27 protein-coding genes, 1 tRNA gene and 2 pseudogenes are annotated in these 26,399 nt (G+C 60.5%); 20 read left to right on the top strand and 10 right to left on the bottom strand.

The window, feature by feature from the left end; genetic code table 11:
* Positions 1-400: 400 nt before the first annotated feature.
* Together AC2444_RS10170 and AC2444_RS10165 are read right to left on the bottom strand one after the other, a co-directional pair.
* Positions 401-1,126, bottom strand: coding sequence for a 3-keto-5-aminohexanoate cleavage protein (locus AC2444_RS10170; RefSeq protein ID WP_012757509.1), 726 nt, complete (start codon positions 1,124-1,126; stop codon positions 401-403).
* A gap of 432 nt (positions 1,127-1,558) precedes the next feature.
* Complete coding sequence (locus AC2444_RS10165) at positions 1,559-1,849, bottom strand: hypothetical protein (RefSeq protein WP_244432256.1); 291 nt, start codon at positions 1,847-1,849, stop codon at positions 1,559-1,561.
* Between AC2444_RS10165 and AC2444_RS10160 the strand changes: the two are divergent.
* A pseudogene (locus tag AC2444_RS10160) lies at positions 1,733-2,002 on the top strand (hypothetical protein); the annotation flags it as partial. The gene AC2444_RS10165 and the pseudogene AC2444_RS10160 sit on opposite strands and share 117 nt — an antisense overlap.
* Positions 1,999-2,313 (top strand): hypothetical protein, encoded by a 315-nt coding sequence (locus AC2444_RS10155; protein ID WP_012757507.1) that lies wholly within the window; start codon positions 1,999-2,001, stop codon positions 2,311-2,313. The pseudogene AC2444_RS10160 and the gene AC2444_RS10155, both read left to right, overlap by 4 nt.
* A gap of 148 nt (positions 2,314-2,461) precedes the next feature.
* Here AC2444_RS10155 and AC2444_RS10150 read toward each other — a convergent pair.
* Both AC2444_RS10150 and AC2444_RS10145 read right to left on the bottom strand, forming a co-directional pair.
* Positions 2,462-2,551: transfer RNA gene (locus AC2444_RS10150), tRNA-Ser, on the bottom strand.
* A gap of 196 nt (positions 2,552-2,747) precedes the next feature.
* Positions 2,748-3,923: a GGDEF domain-containing protein gene (locus tag AC2444_RS10145; RefSeq protein WP_012757506.1), complete on the bottom strand. Its 1,176-nt coding sequence runs from the start codon at positions 3,921-3,923 to the stop codon at positions 2,748-2,750.
* 214 nt (positions 3,924-4,137) lie between these two features.
* Here AC2444_RS10145 and AC2444_RS10140 point away from each other — a divergent pair, with 214 nt between their 5' ends.
* Positions 4,138-4,464, top strand: coding sequence for a GYD domain-containing protein (locus tag AC2444_RS10140; protein ID WP_012757505.1), 327 nt, complete (start codon positions 4,138-4,140; stop codon positions 4,462-4,464).
* 97 nt (positions 4,465-4,561) lie between these two features.
* Here the strand turns inward: AC2444_RS10140 and AC2444_RS10135 are convergent, their stop codons facing one another.
* Positions 4,562-4,765: a hypothetical protein gene (locus AC2444_RS10135; protein WP_012757504.1), complete on the bottom strand. Its 204-nt coding sequence runs from the start codon at positions 4,763-4,765 to the stop codon at positions 4,562-4,564.
* A gap of 402 nt (positions 4,766-5,167) precedes the next feature.
* Here AC2444_RS10135 and AC2444_RS10130 point away from each other — a divergent pair, with 402 nt between their 5' ends.
* The 4 genes from AC2444_RS10130 (at position 5,168) to AC2444_RS10115 (ending at position 9,373) form a co-directional block, all read left to right on the top strand.
* Positions 5,168-6,262, top strand: coding sequence for a septal ring lytic transglycosylase RlpA family protein (locus AC2444_RS10130; protein WP_012757503.1), 1,095 nt, complete (start codon positions 5,168-5,170; stop codon positions 6,260-6,262).
* Between the two features lie 71 nt (positions 6,263-6,333).
* Positions 6,334-7,527, top strand: a complete 1,194-nt coding sequence (locus tag AC2444_RS10125) for a D-alanyl-D-alanine carboxypeptidase family protein (RefSeq protein WP_012757502.1) — start codon at positions 6,334-6,336, stop codon at positions 7,525-7,527.
* A gap of 131 nt (positions 7,528-7,658) precedes the next feature.
* Positions 7,659-8,339 carry a dTMP kinase gene (gene tmk / locus AC2444_RS10120; RefSeq protein WP_017994106.1) on the top strand — a complete coding sequence of 227 codons (681 nt, stop codon included), beginning with the start codon at positions 7,659-7,661 and terminating at the stop codon, positions 8,337-8,339.
* Between the two features lie 8 nt (positions 8,340-8,347).
* Positions 8,348-9,373: a DNA polymerase III subunit delta' gene (locus AC2444_RS10115; protein ID WP_012757500.1), complete on the top strand. Its 1,026-nt coding sequence runs from the start codon at positions 8,348-8,350 to the stop codon at positions 9,371-9,373.
* A gap of 39 nt (positions 9,374-9,412) precedes the next feature.
* Here the strand turns inward: AC2444_RS10115 and AC2444_RS10110 are convergent, their stop codons facing one another.
* Positions 9,413-10,201 (bottom strand): sulfite exporter TauE/SafE family protein, encoded by a 789-nt coding sequence (locus AC2444_RS10110; protein ID WP_012757499.1) that lies wholly within the window; start codon positions 10,199-10,201, stop codon positions 9,413-9,415.
* 234 nt (positions 10,202-10,435) lie between these two features.
* Between AC2444_RS10110 and metG the strand changes: the two genes are divergently transcribed.
* Genes metG through AC2444_RS10095 form a run of 3 tightly spaced genes read left to right on the top strand, consistent with a single transcriptional unit; the run spans position 10,436 to position 13,602 of the window.
* Positions 10,436-11,986: a methionine--tRNA ligase gene (gene metG, locus AC2444_RS10105; protein WP_012757498.1), complete on the top strand. Its 1,551-nt coding sequence runs from the start codon at positions 10,436-10,438 to the stop codon at positions 11,984-11,986.
* 4 nt (positions 11,987-11,990) lie between these two features.
* Positions 11,991-12,773: a TatD family hydrolase gene (locus AC2444_RS10100; RefSeq protein WP_012757497.1), complete on the top strand. Its 783-nt coding sequence runs from the start codon at positions 11,991-11,993 to the stop codon at positions 12,771-12,773.
* 4 nt (positions 12,774-12,777) lie between these two features.
* The gene (locus tag AC2444_RS10095; protein ID WP_012757496.1) at positions 12,778-13,602 is read left to right on the top strand and encodes an MBL fold metallo-hydrolase; all 825 of its coding nucleotides are present in this window, start codon (positions 12,778-12,780) and stop codon (positions 13,600-13,602) included.
* Here AC2444_RS10095 and AC2444_RS10090 read toward each other — a convergent pair.
* Positions 13,592-14,218, bottom strand: a complete 627-nt coding sequence (locus AC2444_RS10090; RefSeq protein ID WP_012757495.1) for a TerC family protein — start codon at positions 14,216-14,218, stop codon at positions 13,592-13,594. The genes AC2444_RS10095 and AC2444_RS10090 overlap by 11 nt on opposite strands.
* Before the next feature lie 260 nt (positions 14,219-14,478).
* Here AC2444_RS10090 and AC2444_RS10085 point away from each other — a divergent pair, with 260 nt between their 5' ends.
* Positions 14,479-15,156, top strand: a complete 678-nt coding sequence (locus tag AC2444_RS10085) for a hypothetical protein (RefSeq protein WP_012757494.1) — start codon at positions 14,479-14,481, stop codon at positions 15,154-15,156.
* A gap of 63 nt (positions 15,157-15,219) precedes the next feature.
* The gene (locus AC2444_RS10080) at positions 15,220-15,597 is read left to right on the top strand and encodes a hypothetical protein (RefSeq protein WP_012757493.1); all 378 of its coding nucleotides are present in this window, start codon (positions 15,220-15,222) and stop codon (positions 15,595-15,597) included.
* 57 nt (positions 15,598-15,654) lie between these two features.
* Here the strand turns inward: AC2444_RS10080 and AC2444_RS10075 are convergent, their stop codons facing one another.
* Positions 15,655-16,917 (bottom strand): MgtC/SapB family protein, encoded by a 1,263-nt coding sequence (locus tag AC2444_RS10075; protein WP_012757492.1) that lies wholly within the window; start codon positions 16,915-16,917, stop codon positions 15,655-15,657.
* A 314-nt stretch (positions 16,918-17,231) separates the two neighbouring features.
* Between AC2444_RS10075 and AC2444_RS10070 the strand changes: the two genes are divergently transcribed.
* Positions 17,232-18,053: a universal stress protein gene (locus tag AC2444_RS10070; protein ID WP_012757491.1), complete on the top strand. Its 822-nt coding sequence runs from the start codon at positions 17,232-17,234 to the stop codon at positions 18,051-18,053.
* Between the two features lie 83 nt (positions 18,054-18,136).
* Here AC2444_RS10070 and AC2444_RS10065 read toward each other — a convergent pair whose 3' ends face one another.
* Positions 18,137-18,661, bottom strand: a complete 525-nt coding sequence (locus tag AC2444_RS10065; protein WP_012757490.1) for a PAS domain-containing protein — start codon at positions 18,659-18,661, stop codon at positions 18,137-18,139.
* Between the two features lie 298 nt (positions 18,662-18,959).
* Here AC2444_RS10065 and AC2444_RS10060 point away from each other — a divergent pair, with 298 nt between their 5' ends.
* The 5 genes from AC2444_RS10060 to AC2444_RS10040 all read left to right on the top strand — a co-directional run bounded on the left by AC2444_RS10060 (position 18,960) and on the right by AC2444_RS10040 (position 23,320).
* Positions 18,960-19,739: a LamB/YcsF family protein gene (locus tag AC2444_RS10060; RefSeq protein WP_012757488.1), complete on the top strand. Its 780-nt coding sequence runs from the start codon at positions 18,960-18,962 to the stop codon at positions 19,737-19,739.
* 111 nt (positions 19,740-19,850) lie between these two features.
* Positions 19,851-20,558 carry a 5-oxoprolinase subunit B family protein gene (locus tag AC2444_RS10055; RefSeq protein ID WP_012757486.1) on the top strand — a complete coding sequence of 236 codons (708 nt, stop codon included), beginning with the start codon at positions 19,851-19,853 and terminating at the stop codon, positions 20,556-20,558.
* The gene (locus AC2444_RS10050) at positions 20,546-21,517 is read left to right on the top strand and encodes a 5-oxoprolinase subunit C family protein (RefSeq protein ID WP_041935528.1); all 972 of its coding nucleotides are present in this window, start codon (positions 20,546-20,548) and stop codon (positions 21,515-21,517) included. The genes AC2444_RS10055 and AC2444_RS10050 overlap by 13 nt, the downstream gene beginning before the upstream one ends.
* Positions 21,518-21,613: 96 nt before the next feature.
* On the top strand, positions 21,614-22,306 hold the full coding sequence (locus tag AC2444_RS10045) for a DUF599 domain-containing protein (RefSeq protein WP_012757484.1): 693 nt from the start codon (positions 21,614-21,616) through the stop codon (positions 22,304-22,306).
* A 105-nt stretch (positions 22,307-22,411) separates the two neighbouring features.
* Positions 22,412-23,320 carry a LysR family transcriptional regulator gene (locus AC2444_RS10040; RefSeq protein WP_012757483.1) on the top strand — a complete coding sequence of 303 codons (909 nt, stop codon included), beginning with the start codon at positions 22,412-22,414 and terminating at the stop codon, positions 23,318-23,320.
* On the opposite strand, the gene AC2444_RS10035 is transcribed toward AC2444_RS10040, so the two are convergent.
* Positions 23,309-24,256: an alpha/beta fold hydrolase gene (locus AC2444_RS10035; protein ID WP_012757482.1), complete on the bottom strand. Its 948-nt coding sequence runs from the start codon at positions 24,254-24,256 to the stop codon at positions 23,309-23,311. The genes AC2444_RS10040 and AC2444_RS10035 overlap by 12 nt on opposite strands.
* A gap of 303 nt (positions 24,257-24,559) precedes the next feature.
* Between AC2444_RS10035 and AC2444_RS10030 the strand changes: the two genes are divergently transcribed.
* A complete protein-coding gene (locus AC2444_RS10030) occupies positions 24,560-25,003 on the top strand; it encodes a VOC family protein (protein WP_012757481.1) in 444 nt (147 codons plus the stop codon).
* 70 nt (positions 25,004-25,073) lie between these two features.
* A pseudogene (locus AC2444_RS10025) lies at positions 25,074-26,380 on the top strand (epoxide hydrolase family protein).
* Positions 26,381-26,399 lie beyond the last annotated feature (19 nt).

Raw genomic sequence — 26,399 nt, 5'->3', positions numbered from 1 at the left:
AGGTCCTTGCGGCATGCGTGGAGGTTTCGGAGTGTTGCTGTGACTAAAATGTTCGTTGCGGGGATGATACTGACACCGCTTATCTTCTGGGGTTCTATTGGCGTCTTGATATACGCGTACTTTTCGTGATGGCTGTCCGGCAATCATCGACTGAGGTCGGCCGCGTCCCGCTTATCTGCCGATATGAGCGACGGTCAAGATTTCGACCAGGGCATCCCGCTTCACGAGGCCGCATTGGTATCATGGAATGAGAATGTACCGTGCGTTCCGCGCACTCCATATCTTCGCGCACTTGGCCGCATCGCCGAGCCAATATTTCGAAACATTCTGCGCCTTGACGATGCCGGCTGATGGCGCCGAAGAGATTCCGAACTGCCGCCTGGCCGCCGACATCTAGGCATCAGTTCGATTGGCCACGGAAGATCGCAACGGCCGCAGTGACCAGCACGACATTGTCGTTCGCAATCGTCCCATCCGGAAGGTGCTTGCCATCTTCCAGGCCGATACGGGTGGAGTAGCGCCGCTCGCGCGCCAACCTGACGAAGGGCCAGACGGTGTCGTCGAAACCGTGCAGAAGAATGGGCCGATTGACCCCGCTATCCCTGAGCACCTTGATAATGCCGCCCGCGATATCGCATGCGCGCTGCAAATCCTGTTCGTCATCGAGCTCGATGAGCACGCGAAAGACCCGGTCATGATCATCGAGGCCGATGTAGCGCTCCGCATCGGCGACCGATGCCAGCCCGACTTCAATGCCGACACCCTTCTGCCGCAGCAGCTGCATGACGCCGGGGCCATCGTCTTCCGAGAGGTTCACCGAGGCATAATCCGGCAGGACATCCCATCGGCGGATGGCTTCCCGCGTTTTCTCCCGATCACCTTCGATCCAGGCGCCCGTGGACACGCCGATCAGCGTTCCCGGGCAGGCCCAGCGGATTGCACCAACCGTCTCGTCGACGGCGGCAAGGCTCTCCTTGCCATCGGCTCCGCGCGGATGAACGTGGAGCTCCGCAGCGCCGGCAGCAACCGAAGCCGTGGCATCACGCACCATGGCATCGATCGTCAGGGGAAGGAGGGGATGGAAATCGCTCGGACGTGCGCCGTTGATGCAAGCTTGAACGATCATAAAAGGAGCCTCGCGCTTGTTGGGCCGCTTAAGACGCCGGGTATACCAAATTGGAAACCTGAAGACCTAGGGTGCTGCTGACAAAGTCATTTCCCTTGCCGTTGCAGCCCCAATAATATCATCTCAGTCGAGATAGGCGACTGCTGCTCGTGCAGGGTCAAGCTGCGCGCACGCCGACCAGAGGACGGCCACGTGATCTCGTGGCAGCGACGTGACGTCAATCTGCCGCCCGACCCCATTCTTAAGTTAATGGCGGTCGCGTCCTGTTGCTGCCTGTACATCATCTCATCGTCGACGCAAAGGAGGGGGGTGAAACTCATCTGTTGCCCTTAGGGAAGGCCAACCTTCCTGAGGTACAAAACCGCAATTTTCGGAAAACGACGGATGGCGGAAGGCTCGTGAACTCTACGACATCAAAATTCTTAGCTCAGCTCACGGCAGGCAGCGGCGAGCAGTCGTTGGCCCGGCCATCGAACCCATCACCGGCTGATCATGACCCGCCACATTCAGAACCGCATCAAGATACGCGAGAAACAGGGCGGCCGCTGCGGCTACTGCCTCCGGCCTATGGTTTTGAGTGACCAACCGCCTCATAAGCAGCCGCGGAATGCCGAAACCCTTGAGCACCTGCGGCGCCGCTCTAATGGCGGCCGCAACAATCGAGACAACATCGCTTTGGCGTGCAAGCGTAGCAACGAAGAGCGCGGCGCTGCCGAGCCGCAGCGGCGGCGGGACCAACACCATAGGCCGGCGCGATCACCACCCGCGACCACACCAGCGGCGCGCCGGCCGGTGTTTTCTGGGATGCTCGCAGCTGTTCATCGGAGGTTAATGCTTATTAACCCAGAATCGCAGCCTGAAAGGATGCGCCGATGAAGATGCTTTTTTCCTCACTTGCAGCCATGATCTTGTCTGCATCTTTCGCCCTGCCGCTGAACGCCGCGCCGATCGTTGTGCCGAACGCAGTACATATGCATACCCCCGACGTCGAGCAGGTCAAACACCGGAGCCACGGTAATGGACATGCGTATGGCCACCGGAAGAAACACCGGTACGCTTACCGCGACTGTCGGTATTACGGCTCGTGCTATCGTCCGCGGTATTACGGCAGTCGCGACTATTACGGCTATCGCGACCGTTACCCCGATCGTCGTCGGTCAGGCGTGACCGTGTATTTCGATTTTTAGCCGGCAGTGCCACGGAAACCAACCTTGGTGCTCAACAAATGCGCCGCCGGCCTCACCTGCCGGCGGTTTTCATACCAGAAGCGGGGTTATGACAAGCGTGCAATTCTCAGGCGGAAAGTAGAAATTATACAACAAAATCAATACAATATGGCGGAAGAGGTGGGATTCGAACCCACGGTACGGTTTCCCGCACGCCGGTTTTCAAGACCGGTTCCTTAAACCACTCGGACACTCTTCCATCTGATTGAAAAGGTTGAGACATCAACATGCTGTCGATGTCTACGAACCGGCCATTGCTACCGATTTGCGACCCAATCACTCGATGGCTGGCTTTTTAGCAGCTTTGTTAGCAGCGTCAACGTGCTCTGCAGCATTTGCCAGCATCTTCGCCATGACGTGCAACTAGCTCGAGAGAGCCGCGCTTCCGCTGTTCTTCAGCCCGCGCGAGCCGGTAGCGGGTCGGGCGCAAGGACGCTGGAGGTCAACCCGACGCTGCTGAACAACTCAACCCTGTTGCGACCCTTGTTTTTGGCAATGTAGAGCGCCTGATCTGCACGCTTCTGAATGTCTTGTTCGGTCAGGCCCGCTTCCCAAAGAGCCACACCTGCACTGACGGAAGGGGTGACCTGATTTCCTTCCAAGACAAGGCTCACGGCGTTGACAGCCTCGCGTATCCGCTCAGCGAGCGCAAAAGCAGAGGCTGCCGTTTGGCCGCGAAAAAAGAGGCTGAACTCCTCGCCGCCCAGCCGGCCGAACACACAGGAAGGGGGGACACTCAGAGCAATCGTCCGAGCAACATTTATGAGAACGACATCGCCTTTGTCGTGTCCATGCATATCGTTAACACGTTTGAAAAAGTCGATATCGATGAGGATGAAGGCGTCTCCGGAGCCGAGGCTTTTCGGAAGGGAATTGAAGAAATGCTGCCGGTTGGGAATGCCGGTCAGCATATCGGTATTTGCAAGCCTGATAAGCTTTTCTTCGGCTCTTTCCTGCACGAGGACGAGCACGAACAGAGCCACTGCGAAATGACAGATGATCAGCAGAAAGAAAGCGTAGCGCGGGGGAAGAGGCGCATCGTCTGGAAAGATGAAACCAACGACGACCAAAGCCGAGAGAGACGTCGCCACCCAAATTGAAGCGGAGAGGCCGAGCCGCGCGGTAAGACGCTCGTGGAAGAAGTCGCGGGCGATCACGAAACCTGACAAGGCAAGCAGGATGGTGGCGTTGCCATTGAACACGGATGCTCTCGATCCATTGTTCAAATACCATGGCGTGATCGCCGCACTCAGCATCAGGACGACGGGCAGGAGCAACGGCCACCAGTCTCGTAGAGAATTCTGACGCCGACTGAGGCCGAAAAGACCAACCGCCATCAGCCCGTAACCATTGGCGCCCAGTGAAAAACTCCAGAACGTCCTGGCATTATCGGACATGTGAAGGCTCTCGTCCCACCCTGCCAGCGTTGAGGCGATCGCGAGCAAAGTAAAACCCACGGCAAGTACGCCGAGCCCCGGCGTCGCTCCGGAACGCCATCTCACATAGAAGAAGCAGATCGCTCCGACGATGAAGGAAGACTTGTGTAGAAGAAGGACTGTCGCAAGATCCATTGCCGGAACCCGATGTGAGATGAGAAGCGGGGTTCGAATAACTGCTAAAGTCTACTTTTCGATGAACGCCGCGCGACCTTCTGACGGCGGAACTCGCTGCTCTTCTGGAGACTGCCGACCGAGACCGTTGGGAGCCCGTTCCATATATTGGAAATGACTCGCGTTCTCCCCGACTTGAGCGTTAACTGTGCTGTTCTGGCGGAGGAAACAAACCATGGCCATGTATCTCACGCGCTTCAGCTACACGCCCGAGACCTGGGCACGGATGATCGAAAACCCCGAGGATCGCCGAGAGGCGGCACGTAGTTACATTGAATCCGTGGGCGGAAAGCTCCATGGCTTCTGGTACGCGTTCGGCGAGCATGATGGTTGGAATCTGTGGGAGGCGCCTGATAACGTATCGATGGCGGCTGTCGCGCTGGCGATCGGCGCAGGAGGCGCGCTCAGTTCCATGGAGACCACTGTCCTCCTCAGCGTCGACGATACGATCGAAGCCTTGGAAAAGGCGAAGTCGATTCGCTATCGTCCACCGGCAGCATAGGCGGCGACCACGGCTTCCCATCCACGTCGAAGATGAGCGCGTCGCGCGTATCGTTCCCGGCACAGGCTTTGTGTGATTTGCTGCGGACATAACAGACTTAGCTTCCGTCAGATCCAAGGCCCTTTGGACCGTTGAGCTGGTTCATATCCCCGCCGAGAGATCGAACCGCCTCCATCGTCACGGCGAGGGCCGACATCAGGATTGCGATGTCGTTATCTTTATCCGGCTGGGAAAGCTGGCGAGATCGGGCATGCAACTGATGGCTGATCGTGTCGAGCTGCGTCAGGGTTTCATCGTTCATGGTGATCCTCCAAAGGTCTAAACCTTCAAAGCCCGTGGCGGACAATTCGTTCCCATGCAGAACGAAGCGTCGCCGCTGCGGCGCATCAAATACGCGCAGAGCGCGTTTCAGTATGGAGCATTTGGGCCGTCCGGAACCGCCCGGATGTTCACCATATGCTCCGCATCGGCACGATGATTTCGGGCTTCATTGCGGCGGCGAAAGGGCAGGGCGGCGGGGCTTTTGTTAGTGATTTATAAACCATAATCATTAGAATTGTCGCTATCGCTGCGAAATCGTTCGTAAATTTGCCACGAAGTTAGCAAGATTAAAGCCTCGTTAGGCGGGTGGGAATAAGGCGTTGTTGGCCCAAGATGGGGCAAGGTTCCTTAACCATAACGATCTTTGAGCGGCGTGGGGCATATGAAACTGGATTACGGGGCGGCGTCTTTCGCAACGACAGCACGGTGGCTGGCGATCTCGGCGATGTGTGCGACGGTTGCGGCGTGCGGCACGACACAGGCGGTGCCGAAGAAAAAATCCCACGGCAAAGAATACTTCTCCGAATCCGAATACGGCGTGAAGGCGAGCCCGCGGGTCGCTACCGGCAACAATATCCCGAAGGGCGGCGGCCGCTACATCGTCGGCAACCCCTACGAGGTGAAGGGCAAGTGGTATTATCCGAAGGAAGATTTCGCCTATAACAAGGTCGGCGTCGCCTCCTGGTATGGTTCGGCCTTTCATGGGCGCCTGACGGCCAACGGCGAAGTCTACGACCAAATGCATCTTTCAGCTGCACATCCGACCTTCCCGCTGCCGAGCTATGCGCGCGTCACCAATCTCGAAAGTGGCTCCTCCGTCATCGTGCGCGTCAACGATCGCGGCCCCTATCATGCAGGCCGTATCATCGACCTTTCGAACAAGACGGCCGACATGCTGGATCTGCAGCACAGCGGCACCGGCAAAGTGCGCGTGCAATATGTCGGCCGCGCCCGCATGGACGGCCACGACATGCCCTATCTGATGGCCTCCTACGCGCCGAAGGGCAGCCGCCTTCCCGGCGTCAATCCGGAAGGCCAGATCGCAACCGGCGTCATGGTCGCCTCCAACAGCCGCAAGATCACCCGCGACCAGCTGCAGAGTTCGGAAGACTACGAGACGCCGGCCAACGTGCCGGTGCCTAGGTCGGCGACTTCTTATGCCGGCTCGACGCCGAGCGCCCGCAACAATGCGGCAGCCGCCGCGGCACCGGCGGCCCATGTTCTGGTGGCGCCATCAGCGCCGTCCTTCAACAATGGCGCGCAGGCCATGGACCAGATGGTCGTGCTGCCGGAAATCGGTCCGATGCCCTATGAGCGGCCCCAGAATTCGCTGGCCCTCGGCTACCAGAACGAAGAGGTGAAGACGGTGACCGTCGATCTCGCCTTCGACGCGGTGATGGTGCGCAATGACGGGCTGACGCAAGAGTCCATCCTTGCCTCGGCCAAGCGCCAGCACGCAAAGTCCGCCGCCCGCTGAGCATGGCATTGCATCGAATACCCCCTCGCTCTAACCTCCCGACATACGCCGCTCCATAAATGGAAATTGCGATGCTGAAGCCCGCGCTTCGCCTGCTTGCATGCCTGATGCCGTTCGCCACCGGCGCCTTTGCAGCCGATGGCGGTGCCGCCGGTTTCGCCACCAAGGCGGCGCAGGCCTATATGATCGAGGCCGCCACCGGCACGGTGCTTCTCGCCAAAAACGAGGATCAGGGCTTTTCGCCGGCCTCGCTCGCCAAACTGATGACGATGGATCTCGCCTTCGAGGCGCTGACCAAGGGCCAGATCACGCTCGACACCGAATATCCCGTTTCCGAATATGCCTGGCGGACGGGCGGCGCGCCGTCGCGGACGGCAACAATGTTTGCCAGCCTCAAATCGCGCGTGCGCGTCGAGGACCTGATCAAGGGCGTCGCCATCCAGGGCGCCAACGACAGCTGCATCATCCTCGCCGAAGGCATGGCCGGAAGCGAGCAGCAATTTGCCGTGTCGATGACGCGGCGCGCCCGCGAGCTCGGCATGGAGAAGGCCGAGTTCGGAAATTCCACCGGCCTTCCCGACGGCAAGAGCAAGGTGACGGCACGCGAGATGGTGACGCTCGCCGCCGCCCTCCAGCAGACCTATCCGAACCTCTATCCCTATTTCGCGCAGCCGGATTTCGAGTGGAACAAGATCTTCCAGCGCAACCGCAATCCGCTGCTCGGGCTCGATCTCGGCGCCGATGGGCTGGCGACGGGCTTTACCGAGGGCGAGGGCTATTCGATCGTCGCTTCGGTTGAGCGTGACGGCCGGCGGCTTTTTGTGGCGCTTGCCGGCATCGCCTCCGACAAGGAGCGGACGGAGGAAGCCAAACGCGTACTCGAATGGGGGCTGACGGCCTTCGAGAACCGGCAGATCTTCGGCGAGAAGGAAGTGATTGGTGCTGCCAGCGTCTATGGCGGCACGGCGCGTACCGTCGACCTCGTCGCCAAGGCGCCGGTCAGCGTCTATATCCCGATCAGCAATCCCGACCGGCTGTCGGCGCGCATCATCTATCGCTGGCCGCTGACGGCGCCGGTCAAGCCGGATACCCAGGCAGGAACGCTGAGGATTTTCGCAGGCAGCCGGCTGCTCAGGGAAGTGCCGCTTTATACCGTGCAGGCAGTCGGCGAGGGATCGCTCAGCAGCCGGGCGGTCGATGCCATGCTGGAACTCGGCGAATCGCTGTTCTTCTCCTGGCTCTGGGACAAGCCCGCGCCCGTCTGACGAGCTGTATCCAACGCAATTAGCCGGGAAAGGTGAATATGTCGCCGCGGCGAAAGGTTTTCCTCCGTGATATCTTCGGATAGATAGAAGGAACGAGGCGCTTGCGGCGCCTGGAATGCGGGAAGTTGTCATTGTCATCCGGTACGGGATTGTTCGTTACGTTTGAAGGCGGGGAAGGCGCGGGGAAATCCACGCAGATCCGCCGCCTCGCCGAGGCGCTGAAGGGCGAAGGTCACGACGTGCTGATGACGCGCGAACCAGGCGGATCGCCGGGCGCGGAGGCCGTGCGCCACGTGCTGCTGTCGGGAGCTGCCGAAGCCTTCGGCACGCGGATGGAAGCGATCCTCTTTGCCGCGGCGCGCAACGACCATGTCGAAGAGGTGATCCGGCCGGCCCTCGCATCGGGCAAGGTCGTGCTCTGCGACCGCTTCATGGATTCCTCCCGCGTCTACCAGGGCATCACCGGCAATCTCGAGCCTGATTTCATCGAGACGCTGCAGCGCATCGCCATCAACGGCGTCATGCCGGATTGCACCGTGATCCTCGACATCCCCGCCAAAGTCGGGCTGGAGAGGGCGCAGAAGCGCGCCGCGGCCGATGCTCCCGATCGCTTCGAGAAGGAGCGGCTGGAAACGCACGAAAAACGGCGCGAGGCCTTTCTCGATATCGCCGCCCGCGAACCGGAGCGCTGCCACGTGGTCAACGCCATGCAGAGCGAGGAGGCGATCGCCGCCGAGATCCTGGCGATCGTCCAACAGCTGCTGTCGCCGTCAGGCCGTTTGCGAATGCCGGAAGCCGCCCATCATGAGTGAAGCCCATTATGAGTGAGGAAAGGCCCGGACTGCTCGACGGCGCCATCTGGCCGGGAGAAAATACCAGGATGTTCGGCCATGCGGAGGCAGAAGCCTTCCTTGCGCAGTCCTACCGGTCCGGCAAGGGCCACCACGCCATCCTGATCGAGGGGCCGGAGGGCATCGGCAAGGCGACGCTCGCCTTCCGCTTTGCCAATCACGTGCTCTCGCATCCTGATCCCCAGACAGCGCCGGAGACGATCGGCGATCCCGATCCTGCCTCTCCGGTCAGCCGGCAGATTGCCTCGGGCGCCTCGCACAATCTGCTGCACCTTGCCCGGCCGGTGGACGAAAAGACCGGCAAGGTGAAATCGGCGATCACTGTCGACGAGGTGCGCCGCGCCGGCAAATTCTTCTCGCAGACCTCAGGCACCGGCAACTGGCGGATCGTCATCATCGATCCGGCCGACGACATGAACCGCAATGCGGCCAACGCCATCCTGAAGATCCTGGAAGAACCACCGAAGAGGGCGCTGTTCCTGGTGCTGTCGCATGCGCCGGGACGGCTGCTGCCGACGATCCGCTCGCGCTGCCTGCCGCTGAAGCTGGCGCCGCTTGCCGACGATGAACTCGTCGCGGCCCTTACCCATCTCGGCATATCAGGCGAGGGCGGGGCGGTGCTTTCGGCCGCCAAGGGCAGCGTCGGCGAGGCGCTGAAACTCCTGAACTACGGCGGCGGCGAGATCATCGCTGCCTATGACGAGATGTTTGCCGCCGAGGGACCGACAGCCCGCAAGGCAATGCATCGGCTGGCCGATGCACTTTCAGGCCGGGAAAGCGACACGATCTTCGATTTCTTCGTCAGCCATGTCGGCGACGACATCATGAACCGCGCGCGCGTAGCGGCCGGCGAGGGACGGATCGCGACGGCGGAGCGGCTGGCCCGGCTCTATTCCGAAATCACCGAGCGGCTGACCATTTCCGATGGCTACAACCTCGACCGCAAGCAGACGATCATCAGCATTCTCGCCGATATCAAGCAGCCGGGCCTTTAAAGCGCGTCACCGCTGACATTTTTCGGCATCGCGCTTTGATCAGCCGGTCAGCAGCTTCAATGCAACGACGGCAAGCGTGGCGGCAAGGACGATGCGGATGGTGCGTTCGTGCAGTTTCGGCGCCAGAAGGCTTCCGATGATGATGCCGGGGATAGAGCCGATCAACAGGGCAAGCAGCATCGGCCAGTCGATCTCGCCGATCAGCCAATAACCGGTGCCGCCGATCAAGGTCAGCGGTACTGCATGGACGATGTCGGAACCGACGATTTCGCGCACATCGAGCCTGGGATAAAGGACCAGCAGGATCGTCACCCCCAGCGCGCCAGCGCCGACCGAGGTCAAGGTGACGAGGACGCCGAGAACGAATCCGAGAATGACGGTGAGGGCGAGGATGGTTGTCGGCTTTGGCGGTGTGCGATCGCCGACGGCGCGGCGCGCCAATTCGAGGATCGGGCCTCGGAAGACCAGCATGATCGCGGTCATGACGAGAAGCCAGCCGAGTGCCGTGGTGATCGTATTGGTCACGCCGATGCTTTTGCGATCGACGCCGGCTAGCAGCCAGAGCATCAGCAGGGCGGCCGGCAGGCTGCCGGCTGCGAGGCTGCCGACGATCCTCCAGTTGACCCGCCCATGCATGCCGTGAACGGCCGTGCCGGCCGTCTTGGTGATTGCCGCATAGAGAAGATCGGTGCCGACGGCGGTGGCGGGATGGACGCCGAAGAGCAGCACCAGCAGCGGCGTCATCAGCGAACCGCCGCCAACGCCGGTAATACCGACGAGGGCGCCGACGAACAGGCCGGAAAGCGAATAGAGCGGCTCGAATGTCAAGCAAGCGCCCCTGACGGCGCGCGGGCACGACCATTCCGATAGATGAAAACTGGCACTTCGTTCTTGTCCCGCCCTCTTTCCCAAGACGGGTAGATTGGGCGAGAAGCTGAGTCAAGTTCACGCCCCCATCGTCCGGAAATCATTGGCGGCGGCGAAACTTGAGGTTTCGCTTGACGGTGACATGCGCTAAGAGCGGCTGACCATTTTTATAGAGTTAGCCGGACATTGGCCGCCATGACAGACAAGACACCCTTCTACATCACCACCGCGATTTCCTACCCTAACGGCAAGCCGCATATCGGCCATGCCTATGAGCTGATCGCGACCGATGCGATGGCGCGCTACCAGCGCCTGGATGGCAAGGATGTGTTCTTCCTGACGGGCACCGACGAACACGGCCAGAAGATGCAGCAGACGGCGCGCGCCGAGGGCATCACCGCGCAGGCGCTCGCCGACCGCAACTCCGGCGAATTCCAGGCGATGGCGACGCTGCTCAACGCTTCCAACGATGATTTCATCCGCACCACGCAGGAGCGCCATCACGAGACGTCGCGCAACATCTGGAAGCTGATGGCCGACAATGGCGACATCTACAAGGACAGCTATGCCGGCTGGTATTCGGTGCGCGACGAGGCCTACTACCAGGAAAACGAGACCGAGCTGCGCGCCGACGGCGTGCGTTACGGGCCGCAGGGCACGCCCGTCGAATGGGTGGAAGAGGCAAGCTATTTCTTCAAGCTCTCCGAATACCAGGAGAAGCTGCTTGCGCATTACGAGGCAAACCCTGATTTCATCGGTCCGGCCGAGCGTCGCAACGAGGTGATCTCCTTCGTCAAGTCGGGCCTCAAGGACCTCTCGGTCTCGCGCACGACCTTCGACTGGGGCATCAAGGTGCCGGACGATCCCGCCCACGTGATGTATGTCTGGGTCGACGCACTGACCAACTACATCACCGCGACCGGCTATATCGAGGACAAGAACGGCCCGCGGGCGAAATACTGGCCGGCCGATGTGCACATCATCGGCAAGGACATCATCCGCTTCCACGCCGTCTACTGGCCGGCCTTCCTGATGTCGGCGAAGCTGCCGCTGCCGAAGCGGGTCTTTGCCCACGGCTTCCTGCTCAACAAGGGCGAGAAGATGTCGAAGTCGCTCGGCAACGTCGTCGATCCGGTCAATCTGGTGAACCATTTCGGCCTCGACCAGGTGCGCTATTTCTTCCTGCGCGAAGTCTCCTTCGGCCAGGACGGCAGCTACAGCGAAGAGGCGATCGGCACGCGCATCAATTCCGATCTCGCCAACGGTATCGGCAATCTCGCCAGCCGCTCGCTGTCGATGATCGTCAAGAACTGCGATGGCAAGATCCCTGAATGCGGGGCGCTCAGCGATGAGGACAAGGCCATGCTGGCTGAGGTCGACGCGCTGCATGCATCGACCCGCGAGGAAATGGGTAAGCAGCAGATCCACCGGGCTCTCGCCTCGATCATTTCGGTCGTCTCCGAGACCGACCGTTATTTCGCCGGCCAGGCGCCGTGGGCGCTGAAGAAGACCGATCCGGAGCGTATGGGCACGGTGCTCTATGTGACCGCCGAAGTCGTGCGCCAGATTGCCATCCTGCTGCGACCCTTCATGCCGGATTCATCAGGCAAGCTGCTCGATCTGGTCGCGGCACCTGCAGACAAGCGCGATTTTGCTGCCCTCGGCGAAGCCGGCCGTCTCACTGCCGGAACGACCCTCGAAGCGCCGACGCCGGTCTTCCCGCGCTACGTGGCTCCGGAGGCTTGAGGCCGTGCTAATCGACACGCACTGCCATCTTGATTTCGCCGACTTCGAGGCGGAGCGGGACGAGATTGTCGCGCGCGCCCATCAGGCCGGTGTTGCGCAGATGGTGACGATCTCGACGCGGGTGCGTAAGCTCGAGACGCTGCTTGCCATCACAGAGAAATATCCTTCGGTGTTCTGCTCGGTCGGCACGCATCCGAACAATGCCGACGAAGAGCTGGATATTGAGACGGAAGACCTGGTGCGTCTCGCCAATGCCCATAAGAAGGTGGTGGCGATCGGCGAGGCCGGCCTCGACTATTTCTACGACACGCAGAAGCCCGAGGATCAGCAGACCGGCTTTCGCCGGCATATTGTGGCGGCGCGCGAGACCCAGCTGCCGCTCGTCATCCACAGCCGCAGCGCCGACGAGGACATGGCTGCCATATTGACCGAGGAAAGCGGGAAGGGGGCCTTCCCCTTCATTCTCCACTGCTTTTCCGCAGGACCGGAGCTGGCCAAGACCGGCGTCGCGCTCGGCGGCTATATCTCCTTCTCGGGCATCCTGACCTTCCCGAAGTCGGAAGAGCTGCGCGAGATCGCCAGGACGATCCCGCATGAGCGGCTGCTTGTGGAAACGGACGCGCCCTATCTGGCGCCGAAGCGCTGGCGCGGCAAGCGCAACGAGCCGTCCTATGTCGTCAACACGGCCGAGGTGCTCGCCGATACGATCGGCCTTTCCACCGAAGAGGTCGCGCGGATCACGACGGAGAACGCTTTCCGCCTGTTCTCGAAGATGCCGAGGATCTAGCGGCGTGCTCTACCGGCGGCGTTTCACCATTCTCGGCTGTTCGTCGTCACCGGGCGTGCCCCGCATCACCGGCGACTGGGGCGCCTGCAATCCCGACAATCCGAAGAACCGGCGCACGCGCGCCGCCTTCATGGTGCAGCAATTCGCACCCGATGGCGGTGTCACCACCGTCGTCATCGACACCGGGCCGGATTTTCGCGAGCAGATGATCAGGTCAGGGGCCGACCATGTCGATGCCGTGCTCTACAGCCATCCGCATGCCGATCATATTCATGGCATCGACGATCTGCGCGGCTATTTTCACAATACCCGCCGCCGGGTGCCGATCTTTGCCGACCAATTTACCATGGACAGGCTGCGGGAAGCCTTCGGCTACTGCCTGGCAACGCCGCCGGGCAGCAATTACCCGCCGATCGTGCTGCCGATCGTCATCGAAAACCTCGACGCGCCCTTGGAAATTCACGGTCCCGGAGGCACTATCGCTTTCCATCCCCATATCCAGCAGCATGGCGACATCCACTCGCTCGGCTTCCGGATCGGCGATGTGGCTTATTGCAGCGATATCAGCGATTTCCCGCCGCAGACCGTCGAGAAGCTTCAGAACCTCGACGTGCTGATCATCGACGCGCTGCAATATACCTACCATCCGAGCCATCTGTCGCTGGAACAGTCGCTCGACTGGATCGGCCGGCTGAAGCCGAAACAGGCGATCCTCACCCATATGCACACGCCGCTCGACTACGACGTGGTGATGGCCGAGACGCCGGACCATGTGGTGCCGGCGTATGACCAAATGAGTTTCGAGACCGAGGTCAGGCTTAAAGCTTGAACCCGCTCGCTTGCACGTAAGGCAGCACTTCGACGCTGCCGCGGTGGATCATGTCGAGCGAGACATAGAGGATGATCAGCAGACCGACATAGGCGATCCAACGATGGTTGGTGAGCAGGCGGGCGATCAGGTTTGCGGCGATACCCATCAGCGCGATCGACAGGGCAAGACCGATGACCAGTACGCTCGGATGCTCGCGCGCTGCACCGGCAACGGCGAGCACGTTGTCGAGCGACATCGAGACGTCGGCGATGACGATCTGGGTTGCCGCCTGGAAGAAGGTCTTTTTCGGCGCGCCTTCCGCGCCTGCCGCCTCGTGGTTCTCGCCATGGCCGGCGCGAAGCTCGCGCCACATCTTCCAGCAGACCCAGAGCAGCAGCAGGCCGCCGGCCAGCAGCAGCCCGACGATCGCCAGCAGATAGACCGCGACGCTGGCAAAGAGAATACGCAGAACTGTCGCGGCCACAATGCCGACGATGATCGCCTTGCGGCGTTGCGTGGCCTCGAGGCCGGCAGCGGCAAGACCGATAACCACGGCATTGTCGCCGGCGAGAACGAGGTCGATAGCGATGACCTGCAGCAAAGCCGTCAGACCGGCCGCGGTAAAGATGTCCATGTGAATTATCCCCAATGCATTAAAGCCGTGCTAGCGTCTCGAAGGTTTTCCGTCAACCGCTGAGGGATTTCGCGAGCGGCGCAATTTGCGACTCTGCGCGCCGAAATGGGCAGGCGGCAATGAAACAGCGGGCGATACGGCGGAGCATCGCCATTCCCTTGGAACATTCAACTCAGCCACCGGTTCTTCAAGTCAGGAAGCCAGACGCCCGGCCGAATTTCGTATTGGCGGCTGGATCTGCACATCGAGAGGAGAGTCCCATGGGCACCATTTACAACGATACCAACCCGGCCTTTTCAGGCCCGACAGGCGGCAGCAGCCTTGCCGCATTTTTCGATAACCGATCGGAGGCCGAATCCGCCGTCTCCCGTCTCGAGGACGCAGGCGTGCCGGTTGCGAGAATAAGGCTGATGCCCGGATATGAGGCGGATGGAAAAAATGCCGGCGCAACGAGCGAAGACCGCAGCGGCTTCTTCGACGCGCTGGCGGACTTCTTCTTCCCCGACGAGGATCGCGCGGTCTTTGCAGAAGGCCTGCGACGAGGCGGCTTCCTCGTCCAGGTCAATGATATTGATGACGCGCTCTACGAGACCGTCCACGATATTCTGGACGACGGGGGGAGCATCGACATGGATGAACGCGCTGATCTCTGGTCGTTGGAGGGCAGACAGCAAGGAGCATCCAATACCGTGTTTGTCGGATCGGCGCAGGGCGGCAAAGCCTCGGAAAACCTCGCCGTGTCCGAGCGCGCATTTGACGATGCGCGCCCGGTGGAAATGCGGGACACCGCGCATGGAAGCGCCAAGGTGCGTGCCTATACCTTCCCCGAGCCTGGCACCACGTCATCGGACGAAACCAATCGCCAATCTCAAGACCAGTCCCAAACCCAATCGCAAGGTGGATCTCACCAGAGCCAGGGTTTCCGGCGCGACCATTGAAATCATGAGGCCCGGCCGCAACGCCGGGCCTCATCTCTCGCTCACCTATTCGAGGATACGTCGATGCAATCATCCATCAACCGCCACGGCCTTGCGCCTGACCCCGACGAACTGATCGCGGAAGGCGATCCACCCTTCGCCGACGCCGCTGAGCAAACTGCGCGTGAAAAGGCCGACGAGAGCCTGAACGCCCTGCAACATGAGGTCAGGCTGCTGAATGCCCGCATCGGCGCGCTGCGCGAGGATGCCGAAGCGGCGCTCAAAGCCAAAGCCACATCGGTCGATGCAAGTGCCCATGTCCAGCTCGGCGAATATCCTTGGCTGAAACTTACCGCGGCGATCGGCGCAACCTTCATTGCAGCCAGGCTGGTTCGGCGTCTTTCACTCGGGGCCATGCTTGCGGGATTTGCCGGTCATTTCTCCGAGGCGAGACCGCGGTGACGATAGTTGATGGTGACTGCTTGATGCGGACGAATATCGTTCCAGACACCGATGCGCTCATGCCAAAACCAAGCCGGCAATTCCGGCCAAGGTCGCGACACCGCCTGCGATCGCAAAACGAACCGTATAAGCGATGCTCCCCGTACTTGCTGCAAGAACGGCTTTCGCAAGAAGATTGGCGAAAGCGGCGACCGCTATGGCTCGAGCGGCCGCGTCTGCAGGCACCTGGACGGATGACAGTTTCGCAACAGCAAGCGTTATCGCATCGAGATCGCCCAGTCCTGTGATAAATGCAAGGGCGATCAGCGACTGAGTTCCAAAGCCGATCAAGGTCATTCGCGTCAGGACTGTCACGACGGCGAGAAGGAGTGCGAAGCGCAGCACGACCATCACCTCGAGCGGGTTTCGGGGTGAAAAATCGGTGTTGTCATCCGGGCGTTGCAGCAATGCGGCAAAGCCGCCTGCTATGGCGAGGGTGGCAGCAGCCGGAGCGAGTGATGGAGCAAGCTCCCTGAAAACTGCCGGTGCTATGACGCCGCAAATCAAAAGCACGCGGGCGAGAGAAACGGCTCCCGCCAGCATTGCTCCCGCTGAGAGGAGTGGCGAGAGGCCAGGCATCTGCTTCGACTGACGGGCGAAGGAAAGCGTCAAGGCCGTCGAGGAAACGATGCCGCCGCTGGCCCCCGTCAGCAGTATTCCGGCGCGGGCGCCGCTCAGCCTGATGAGGATATAACCGGCAAAGGAAACGGCTCCCACCAGGATTGTCATCATCCAAAGCTCGAAAGGATTGATTGTCTGCCAAGTATCAATCGGCCTATTGGGAAGGATAGGGAGGATGACGATGGTCATCGTCAAAAGGATCAGAGCGGCCCTGAGTTCAAGCCAGGTCAAACGGCGAAGAAATCCATGCAACGGCTCCCGCGCTGCAAGAAGGGCCGTTATGGCCACAGCGCTTGCGGCCGTTACCGTCATATCCGCCACGACCGCGCCAAAGCCCAACGCAAAAACCGCCAGGGCCGCAATGGTGCCGGTGGCGCTGTAATCCTCTTCTTGTGCCGCCTGCATGAGGCTGAAGAGGAGAACGGTGATGCAAAAGAATATAAAGATGGCTGTCGGCAGAATCGGCCCTGTCAGAGGCTGCAGAAAACCGCAGAAGCCGCCGAGGAAACTTGACAGGCCATAGGTGCGGATACCGGCTACTCTTTTGCCCGGAGCAGCCTCACGATCCTGCCAGCCGCGCTCAATACCGACAAGAATGCCGATTGCAAGCGCCAGACTGAGGCGCTGGAATGCTTCTGTCGTCACCAATGATGTCATCATCCGATGGGTCCAGGCGCGCCGGCCGTTTCATCGAAGGCAGCTGCGCCGTAAATGCCATTGCTGTTCATCCGCAAGCTGCTGCCCGGCGGCGTCCGGACGGGTCTGCTCCGCGAAGTGCTGATATTCAATCGCTGATCGCACTTCATCGCTTAGCATAGATCTTTGCCGCTTCGCCCTATGAATTCCGCTTCCTTCCTCATGAGGACGTTCAATATCACGCTCGCGCTTTCGCGGTGGAACGACCTTGATCTTCATCAAGGCGCGGGAGACACCTTTACGCTATGATACCTCCAACCATTAGGAGGACTTCAGCCATGAAAGCGCAATTCCATTTACCGCTGGCCACCTATCCAGACGCAAGCTCCTTCTCGCTCCTTCAGAATGCTGTCGATGTTTCCCTTCACCAACAGGCCGGTTTAACGGCAAGTATACCGCAGATCAGGATCGAACCCGTTCAGCCGCGATTTCCATCACTCCTTGACATAGACAAAATGCGCGTGGAGGCGGAGCGCTTGAGTAGAGACAATGGTACGGTTCTCGGGCAGACGCTCCGTGATTATGCGAAAAAAGCCGAGGTCGAGCTCGAAATCCAGCCATTCGATGTGAGGCAGCCGTTTGTCGCACAAACTCTTGCCGAGCTCTCGCGCGCATATGATCTTTCCATTTTGGAAGCATCTGAACTGATGAGGCCGTTGATCGAGAGCGTGCTGTTTGAAAGCGGTCGACCGCTCCTGCTTTTCCCCCCAGATAATTTCAGCGGCCGGATCGATGCTGTCGCCGTCGCCTGGGATGGAGGAGCCACTGTCGCGCGAACACTGGCGGGTTCCAGATTCTTGCTGGAACATGTTTCGCGTATCGTCCTGATTTCCATCACCGATGATAAGCAGATTGACGAGCGCAGCCGAGATCACCTTGCGGCTGCGCTTCGGAAGGCTGGTCTTGCCGTCGATGTCGCAGCCGTGCAAGCGAAGGGAGACTCACCGGCCAGCGTCATTCAAGGCGCAGCCCTGGAACGCAAGGCAGACTTGCTCGTCGCCGGCGCGTTCGGTCATTCGAGGCTGCGCGAATTCATCTTGGGAGGGGTCACACGATCGCTGTTGACCCGCCTCGAAATGCCCACTGTCCTTTGCCACTAACTGCAGTGCGCGCGGCGCATTGCCGATAGCAGCAATATCGCCATCATCGAAAGTCTGATGCACAATCAACGCTTTGGAAGGAATCAATGAACCTGCGCGACGTCTGAAGGCATCGGCTTGGCAAGCTCTTTGAGAATCGCTTCAAGCGCATCGGCCGTCGTCTGCAGACCGGATGACCGCGCAATTTTCAGTGCCGCATTGCAGTGAGCGGACAATTCGTCTTTCTCCCCGTGATCATTCGTCGGAAATACGATGCCCGCATATTGCGACGGGTTTCCGGCTTCATCCCTGAAGCAGCGGCCCAAGGCCGCCACGGCGACTATTTGCCCGCTTCGATCAAATACCCGATAATCACAGCGATACGGATTTCCGGTGATCACCGATTGTGAAATCGCCTTGGCGACAGATGGCTTGTCGTCCGGATGAATCCGGTCGAGGTATCTTATGACCGGCAGCCCCGTGAGAGTCTCTTCGGGATCAAGCCCAAAGAGGTTTGCCAGCGCCGAATCCGCATAAACCTTGTCGGTCGCCAGCTCCCAGGTGAAAATGCCCGGCTCGTCGGTAAAGGAAAATTCGGACGTTCCCAAAGCTCTGTTGACAAGACTCATTTCGTATCCCCGGTCTGCACGCCAATGCCGCCGGGTGGCTAGGTCCCCCGGTTCTTGAGAGAAACCGACGCGCTCGATCAATGACAGGGCGGTCGACCATTCATTCCCGATCTTAGCCGCGTTTCCATCCGACGCAACTGCAAGGACATTTGGAGCCGAGACCGCCAAACATGCTCGTGGCGCGCGGCCAGCAGCGTCGTTTTCTTGACGCGCACGGCGAAGGTGTGCTCCACCTCGGCTTCGACGTTCCAGCATGCGACGAAGCTGACAAGACCAGCGCGAAGGGTTGACGGAAATCATGACGAAAATCGATCTCAATTCTGATCTGGGGGAGGCGTTTGGACCTTGGCGCATGGGCGATGACAAGGCGATCCTTGACGTCGTCACCAGTGCGAACATCGCATGTGGCGGGCATGCCGGGGATCCAGCGACCATGGTGGAGACGCTTGCCCTCGCAAGCGAGCGGGGTGTCGTCGCCGGAGCCCATCCGGGCTTTGCAGATCGCGAGGGTTTCGGACGACGGCTGATCCCCTTGAGCATCCGGGAAGTGGAGCAGCTTGTCGCAACGCAGACAGGGGCGCTGATGGGAGCTGCAGCCCTGGCGGGCGCCCGCGTCCGTTACATCAAACCGCACGGCGCACTCGCCAATTGGGCGGCCGACGAACGGCCGGTCGCCGACGCCATCATCCGCGCAACCCGAGCGGTCTCGCCGGAACTTGCCATACTGGCGATCTCCGGGACAGAGCTGCAGCATGCGGCCCGCGATGCCGGGATGACCGTCTTTAGCGAGATTTTTGCCGACCGCGGCTACCTATCCACGGGTCGGCTCGTTCCGCGCAACTTGCCGGGAGCGATGATCGATGATCCCGCAAAGGCGGCAGCGAGATTGATCGGATACCTGTCCAGCGGCCTCATGCCGACGGTCGACGGCGTTCCGATCCCTCTTAATGCGCACTCGATTTGCGTTCATGGGGACAGCCCAGGAGCACTTGCCATGGCTGTCCACGTACGCCGGGAATTGCAGAAGGCAGGCATCGAGGTGGCACCATTCCTCCAACCGACACAGGAAAACAGGTGATGGCCAAAGGCAACCTCGTCGCCCAGGTTACCGTTACCGATCCGGACGCCTATGGGACCTGCGCGCCGGCCGCAGATGCGGACTTCATTCTGATCGAAGGCGCCGACTGACGTGTCACAGGACCCCTCCGCATCGTCCGGCAGCGTTCCGAACTACCGCCCGGTGGGCGGGCACGCGTTGCTCGTCGAATTTGGCGCGACCATCGATAAGCGGATCCACGATCAGGTCGTCAAGTTGGATGCCGCCTTGAAGGCGGCACCCTTTGAAGGATTCGTCGAAGCTGTCCCGGCCTATGCCAGCATTCTCGTATGCTTCGATCCGCTTATGGCCGATCACCGGACGACGGAGGTGGCCATTGCCGAGCTTCTGGGGGCCGAGGTTCCAGAGACGATTGGAGCGATGCGCGAAGTCGAAGTTTGCTACGATCCTGATCTTGCGCCCGATCTTGCCTCCATCGCCGAGGCAAGCGGATTATCGCCGGAAGACGTTATATCCGCCCATCTCTCCGGCGACTACAGCGTCTTCATGTACGGCTTCGCTCCGGGATACGCTTACCTTGCAGGCGTGCCCAAAGCCATTCAGCAGCCGAGGAAGCCGGCGCCTATTCGCGGCATCGCCGCCGGAAGCGTGCTAATCGCCGGTCCGCAGTGCCTGGTCAGCACGCTCACCATGCCGACCGGCTGGTGGATCATCGGCCGCTCGCCGACGAAGATCCTCGATGCCGCGTCCAACGACCGTCCGTTCCTTTTCGACGTCGGCGACACGGTGCGTTTCCGCCGCATATCGAGGACCGAATTCGACGCGAGGTGCCTTGCATGAGCCAAGCCGTCCTTGCAATCAACTTCGCGGGTCCTCACGTCGCGGTCCAGGACGGAGGACGCCACGGATTGATGCGTTACGGCGTTCCGGCCTCTGGTCCGATGGATAGGATCTCGTTTGCCGCCGCTAACGTCGCCGTCGGCAATCCTGCCGGTCAGCCCGCAATCGAAGTCTCCATGGGCGGCCTGGTTCTCGACTGCCTGTCGGGAGACGTTACGTTTGCCGTCGCCGGAGGAGGCTTCATCGTAGAGCATGCCGGCGACAAGCGCGGCGCATGGATGGTCGCCACGCTGAGGGCCGGGGAGCGGCTGGCAATCCGTCCGGGACACTGGGGAAGCTGGACATATCTGGCCTTCGTCGGTCATATCGAGGCGAAGACCTGGCTAGGCAGCATGTCGACGCACAGTCTCTCCGGTCTCGGCGGTGGGCGCCTTACGGCCGGTCAGATGGTCACCGTCGCCGATCCGGAAGTGCGGGATGATCGACATGGTCCGATCACATGTCCAGTCATCGCAAGACCGCGATCCGAGCTGCGTGTGGTGATCGGTCCACAGGATCGGTTCTTCTCGAAAGAAACCCTGTCGAATTTCCTTTCGTCGCCTTTCCGCCTGAGTGACGCCTACGACCGCATGGGCGTACGCCTACAAGGTCCGTCGCTTGCGCCAAGCGTTGCGCTGGACATGCCGTCGGAAGCGATCGTGCGGGGCTCGGTGCAGGTGGCCGGAGACGGTGTTCCCACCATTCTGCTGGCCGACCACCAGACGACCGGAGGGTATCCCAAGATCGCCACGGTGGTGGATTCGGATCTGGACGCCTTCGTCCAGCTACGCCCCCGCGACCATGTCGGCTTCCTGGCCGTGACGCCGCAGCAGGCGATCGAGCACATCCGGCTTCGGGCTGCGACTATGTCCCGTTACCTCGCGGCGGTCTGCGACGGACCATGGAACGTCCGAACATAGGCCTGTCGATCCGAAGGGGAGGGCGGCGATAGACGCTTGGAGCTGCCGTGAGCCCGAAGTACTGTTCAGAAAATCCAGATTCAGTTCGGGGGCACCATGGATTTTCTGAACGTCGCAGCGATCGTTTTCTTCCTTCTCGTCTGGGTGGCGGTCGAGCCTTTGATGGCAGCGGGATGGCCGAGAAGGAACGATAGCCTTTCCGTCGATATGGTGCGCATTCGCACAGCCTGGATGCGCGAGGTTCTGACGCGTGACAACAACTTCATTGGCGACGCCGCGATCCTCGGGCACACGATCAATTCGGCATCCTTCTTCGGCTCCGCCAATCTCATCGTCATCGTCGGGCTCAGCGGCGCGCTGTTCATGGAGCCGAACTATGGGTCGGGTGGCGGGCTGATCGCAATGTTTGCGGCTCGGGACCCAGCGTGGTTTTTCCAGTGCAAAGTCCTCCTGATCATGGCGACGCTGCTGCGGGGATTATCCGATTTCATCTGGGCGGTCCGGCAGATCAACTACTGTCTGGCGGCGATTGGGGCCAGCCCATCCCGGGATGAAGACAGGGACATCGCCGGTTGGACGAACGCCCTGACCCTGGTTTTGAACCCTGCACTTCGATCGTTCAGCGTCGGTGTCCGATCTTACTACTTCACCTTTGCAGCGGCCTTCTGGTTTCTCGGGCCAATTCCCTTCGCTGTTGCCACCATCCTCAGCGTCGGCATTTTGATCTGGCGTCAATCCTGGTCGGATGCTGCAAAAGGGATCATGGCCATACGGAAGCTGCTTGACTAGTGCCGAGCCTGAAGCTGTGCTGAAGCGGAAATTTGTCTGAGACCGGTGTGGCAGCCGCGGCGCTCGAACAATAAAACAGAAGTGGTATCTTACTGGCGGTGTCCGATGGATCGTCTCGAAGCAATGCGCATATTGCTGGCGGTCGTCGACGCCGGAAGCATCTCGGCCGGCAGCAGGAAGCTCAACGCGCCATTGCCCAGCGTCAGCCGTAAGGTGGCGGAACTTGAACGACATCTTGGGGCGAACCTCATCGTCCGCACCAGCCGCAATCTTCAGCTCACCGACGCCGGGCGTGACTATGTCGACGCCGCACGAAAGATCATGGCGGATCTTGAGGAGGCCGAGCGAAGGGCGTCCGGGGAATACCAAACGCCCAGAGGCGTGCTGACGATCACGATGCCGATCGAATACGGCAGCCGCTACGTCCTGCCCGTTGCGCTGAGCTTTATGGACAAATATCCCGAGGTATCGCTGAACCTTCTGTCGCTCGACCGCACGGTCGATCTCGTGTCCGAGCAGGTGGATATCGCGATCCGTCTCGGCGAGCTCGCCGACAGCGCCCTCCATGCCGTCAAGATTGGTGAATTCCGCCTACTGACCTGCGCGAGCCCCGCCTATCTCCAGCGGCATGGCACACCCGAGCGTCCCGGCGATCTCATCGATCGAGACGGGATCATCTTCAACAAGCGAACATTCTTCTGGACGTTTGATGTCGACGGCACGCCGATGGAGGCGGTGCCCCGCAACCGGCTGGAGGTGAATACCGCGGCGAACTGTGTTGCGGCGGCCGTCGGCGGGGCGGGGATTGCGCGGCTATTCGACTATCAGGTTCCTGACGAGCTGGCGTCCGGCACGCTCGTTCCCATCCTCAGCGATTTCGACGGCCCACCCAAACCCATTCATATCGCCTACGCGCGCCAGGGGCTTCTCGCGTTGAAGGTACGGGCTTTCGTCGACTGGGCATTGCCACGACTGCGGAAAGTCAGCAAAAATAATCGAACATTATCTGAATGATGTACGGATTTCTTCAACCGTTTGTTTCGAAGTCTGAAGATGCGGAAAGTGGCCGATGCCTGGCAGGACGTCGAGTTGTGCACCGATCTTGCCAGCGAACTCGATGCCCATCTCGCTGCTGATATAGATGTCCTTCTCGCCCCAGATCACCTTCACGGGCGTCTTCAGCCGGGTGAGGTTGGCCTCGAGATAGTGCTGATCGCGGGTGAAATTCGCGTAGTAATGAGCGAAGGCATCCGCTGAAGTCATCCCGTCAAGGCTCCACGAACGGGTCATGTCCTGCTGGATGTCGATCGGCAGATCGAATTGTTCAGCGGGTGAGAGGCCGCGCCTGTGCACGTTCTCGAGGATCTCGTCGCTCGTCGTGTTCATGTAGGCACGGGTCGGCGAAGCGGTCGGCTCGGCTTTGAGGTTCTGCAGGTTCTCCCACATGTATTGCGGCCGATCGAACGGCGCGAAGTCTCCGACGATGATCTGCCTGGCGATCGTCGGCTCGTCGAGAGCAAGCAGCAGGACGGGCAGGGCACCGATGTCAGTCGCGTAGATCAAGAGGTTCGACCGATCGATGCCTGCCCGTTCGATATAGGCCTTCAACACCTGGGCGTACGCCCTCGGCGCATAGGAAAACCGTCCCGAAGCCGGGCGCGACGACTGCCCGTAGCCCGGCCAATCGAAGGCATGGACGTCGTAGTCGAGAGCAAGCGTTGTCGCGATGTCCTTCCACACCGTCAGTGTTTCCGGAAATCCATGCAGGAAAAGCACGGTACCTTTTGGAGAGGCGGTGCGGACAACCATCCTCCTCAGCGTCAGGATCTCATTGATCTCGATGAAGCCGACGGCGTCGCGCGCGGCTTGCGTAAAAGCGAAGGCTTCAGGCGTGTGGGAAGACGGAGTTGTCGCGACTGAGGCAGCATTTACGGTTTTGTCCCTAGACATAGGATGTCCTTTCTGAACGACGATCAGCCAAAGCCCAAAGAGCCGGCTGTCTCCACAAATAATTGGGCACGGCGTCAGCTCGCGGTAGCCGGAGAAAGCGAGAGGAACCCTCTCGACGGCGGCAGCGCTGCAACCCGCTGCCCAAGGCTGACATCTGAACGAGAGGGTGCCTCTCACTTTCCCGAGGTGCCGGCCGGCCGTCGACCCGCCCAAATATTCACCAGCCGCCGATTTGAGACAGCTCGTTGGCGTTTGCGTGCGGAAGGCAGAGCGTCGGCCGCGACAATATAAGGAAGAACTGATATGAACGACATTACCCAAAGCAGACAGCTGGCAGCCGACCCCGACAAGGTCCGCAGCCTCCCTGGCCACGCCACTGTCGGCACGAATGATCTGGATGCCGCGTCGGTATTCTACGACAGACTTCTGGCCGTGTTCGGGATCGGACGAGTCCTCGTCCAGCCTAACCGAGCCATCTACTACGGTCATCGCACGCTCGAATTCGGCATCATCAAGCCGTTCGATGGCCGCCCTGCCACCGTCGGCAACGGTGGAATGGTTGCTTTCGAAGCTCCGTCCCGTTCAAAGGTCGACGAAGCCCATGCAACGGCATTGGCAGGGGGCGGCTCGGACGAAGGGGCTCCTGGTCCGCGTGGCGAGAACGGTGCGGGTCCTTACTGCGCATATTTTCGCGATCCGGAAGGCAACAAGTTTCTGATCTTTCGTTCCGGCGCCGACGCTGCCTGACGTTTTCGGCATTGAAGCGGGGCAGGGCCATCGTTTTCCCCTCCTCGATATCACGAAAGGACACGGCATCATGGCAATGCTGAACGTTTTGAAACACCGCGACGTATCGCGCCGCTCGCTGCTGTCAGGCTTTGCCGCGGCCGGCATAACCGCTGTTCTCCTTCCGCGCGCGTCCGACGCCGCTGATGTCGTTGTCGCGTCCGAGGAGATCCGACCGTTCAAGGTTGATGTCTCCGAGGCGGCGCTTACAGACCTCAGGCGGCGTCTTGCCGCGACCCGGTGGCCCGACGGCGAAACCGTCATGGATCGCTCGCAGGGGGTGCAGCCCGACAGGCTGAAGGAACTGGTGCGCTGCTGGCAGTCGTCCTACGACTGGCGGAAGGCGGAGAGCAGATTGAACACATTTCCGCAGTTTCTCACCACTGTCGACGGACTGGACATCCATTTCATCCATGTCCGTTCCCGTCATGAAAACGCGCTGCCGCTGATCATGACCCACGGTTGGCCAGGTTCGGTCTTCGAGCTGCTTAATGTCATCGGGCCGCTCACGGATCCGACGGCGCATGGCGGCACGGCTGAGGATGCCTTCCATCTGGTGATCCCTTCGATTCCAGGATTCGGCTTCTCCGGCAAACCACCAGCAACAGGTTGGAACCCCCAGCGGATAGCGGCTGCCTGGGACGTGCTGATGAAGCGACTGAACTATGACCGCTATGTCTCGCAAGGCGGCGACTGGGGCGCGATCATCAGCGACGCCTTGGGTCGCCAGGCGCCGGATGGGCTGCTCGCAATCCACGTCAACAGGGTCGAACGCGCCACGACGTTTCCAGCGGACGCAGCGCAGGCTCTCAAAAATGACGGCCAGCTCCCGATAGCTTGTCTCAGGATGAGAAGGTCGTCTTCGACGAGGCTCGGGACTTCCTCAACAACGGCTTCGGCTACGCAGCGATCATGAGCACACGGCCGGAGACGATCGGTTACGGCATTTCGGATTCTCCAGTCGGCCTCGCCGCCTGGCTTTACGACAAGATCGCCGACTGGGTGTATACACGCGGCGATCCCGAACAGGCTCTTGGCGAGGATGCGATCCTCGACAACATCACGCTGTACTGGCTGACGAATACCGGCCCCTCCAGCGGTCGGATCTATTGGGAAAACGTCATGTCGGGCGCCAAGCTTACGGCCGTCAAAGTCCCGGTCGCCGTCACAGTGTTCCCCGGCGAGGTCTACAAGCCGCCAAGGCATTGGCTGTCGAAAGCCTATCCGACGCTCATCTACTACAATCGCGCTTCCAAGGGTGGTCACTTTGCCGCCTGGGAGGAGCCAGAACTCTTCAGTCAGGAGATCAGGGAGGCCTTCAGAAGCTTGCGGTCTTAAAGCCGTCCGGCCCTTGGTT

Source organism: Rhizobium sp. WSM1328 (assembly GCF_057653715.1).
This window is presented reverse-complemented; position numbering and strand designations above follow the sequence as displayed.

What these genes read in the sequence shown, in the direction of transcription:
- AC2444_RS10170 (WP_012757509.1), bottom strand. Translation starts at nt 1,126, where the DNA reads ATGATCGTTCAAGCTTGCATCAACGGCGCACGTCCGAGCGATTTCCAT.
- AC2444_RS10155 (WP_012757507.1), top strand. Translation starts at nt 1,999, where the DNA reads ATGAAGATGCTTTTTTCCTCACTTGCAGCCATGATCTTGTCTGCATCT.
- AC2444_RS10145 (WP_012757506.1), bottom strand. Translation starts at nt 3,923, where the DNA reads ATGGATCTTGCGACAGTCCTTCTTCTACACAAGTCTTCCTTCATCGTC.
- AC2444_RS10140 (WP_012757505.1), top strand. Translation starts at nt 4,138, where the DNA reads ATGGCCATGTATCTCACGCGCTTCAGCTACACGCCCGAGACCTGGGCA.
- AC2444_RS10135 (WP_012757504.1), bottom strand. Translation starts at nt 4,765, where the DNA reads ATGAACGATGAAACCCTGACGCAGCTCGACACGATCAGCCATCAGTTG.
- AC2444_RS10130 (WP_012757503.1), top strand. Translation starts at nt 5,168, where the DNA reads ATGAAACTGGATTACGGGGCGGCGTCTTTCGCAACGACAGCACGGTGG.
- AC2444_RS10125 (WP_012757502.1), top strand. Translation starts at nt 6,334, where the DNA reads ATGCTGAAGCCCGCGCTTCGCCTGCTTGCATGCCTGATGCCGTTCGCC.
- AC2444_RS10115 (WP_012757500.1), top strand. Translation starts at nt 8,348, where the DNA reads ATGAGTGAGGAAAGGCCCGGACTGCTCGACGGCGCCATCTGGCCGGGA.
- metG (WP_012757498.1), top strand. Translation starts at nt 10,436, where the DNA reads ATGACAGACAAGACACCCTTCTACATCACCACCGCGATTTCCTACCCT.
- AC2444_RS10090 (WP_012757495.1), bottom strand. Translation starts at nt 14,218, where the DNA reads ATGGACATCTTTACCGCGGCCGGTCTGACGGCTTTGCTGCAGGTCATC.
- AC2444_RS10085 (WP_012757494.1), top strand. Translation starts at nt 14,479, where the DNA reads ATGGGCACCATTTACAACGATACCAACCCGGCCTTTTCAGGCCCGACA.
- AC2444_RS10080 (WP_012757493.1), top strand. Translation starts at nt 15,220, where the DNA reads ATGCAATCATCCATCAACCGCCACGGCCTTGCGCCTGACCCCGACGAA.
- AC2444_RS10075 (WP_012757492.1), bottom strand. Translation starts at nt 16,917, where the DNA reads ATGATGACATCATTGGTGACGACAGAAGCATTCCAGCGCCTCAGTCTG.
- AC2444_RS10070 (WP_012757491.1), top strand. Translation starts at nt 17,232, where the DNA reads ATGAAAGCGCAATTCCATTTACCGCTGGCCACCTATCCAGACGCAAGC.
- AC2444_RS10065 (WP_012757490.1), bottom strand. Translation starts at nt 18,661, where the DNA reads ATGAGTCTTGTCAACAGAGCTTTGGGAACGTCCGAATTTTCCTTTACC.
- AC2444_RS10060 (WP_012757488.1), top strand. Translation starts at nt 18,960, where the DNA reads ATGACGAAAATCGATCTCAATTCTGATCTGGGGGAGGCGTTTGGACCT.
- AC2444_RS10045 (WP_012757484.1), top strand. Translation starts at nt 21,614, where the DNA reads ATGGATTTTCTGAACGTCGCAGCGATCGTTTTCTTCCTTCTCGTCTGG.
- AC2444_RS10040 (WP_012757483.1), top strand. Translation starts at nt 22,412, where the DNA reads ATGGATCGTCTCGAAGCAATGCGCATATTGCTGGCGGTCGTCGACGCC.
- AC2444_RS10035 (WP_012757482.1), bottom strand. Translation starts at nt 24,256, where the DNA reads ATGTCTAGGGACAAAACCGTAAATGCTGCCTCAGTCGCGACAACTCCG.
- AC2444_RS10030 (WP_012757481.1), top strand. Translation starts at nt 24,560, where the DNA reads ATGAACGACATTACCCAAAGCAGACAGCTGGCAGCCGACCCCGACAAG.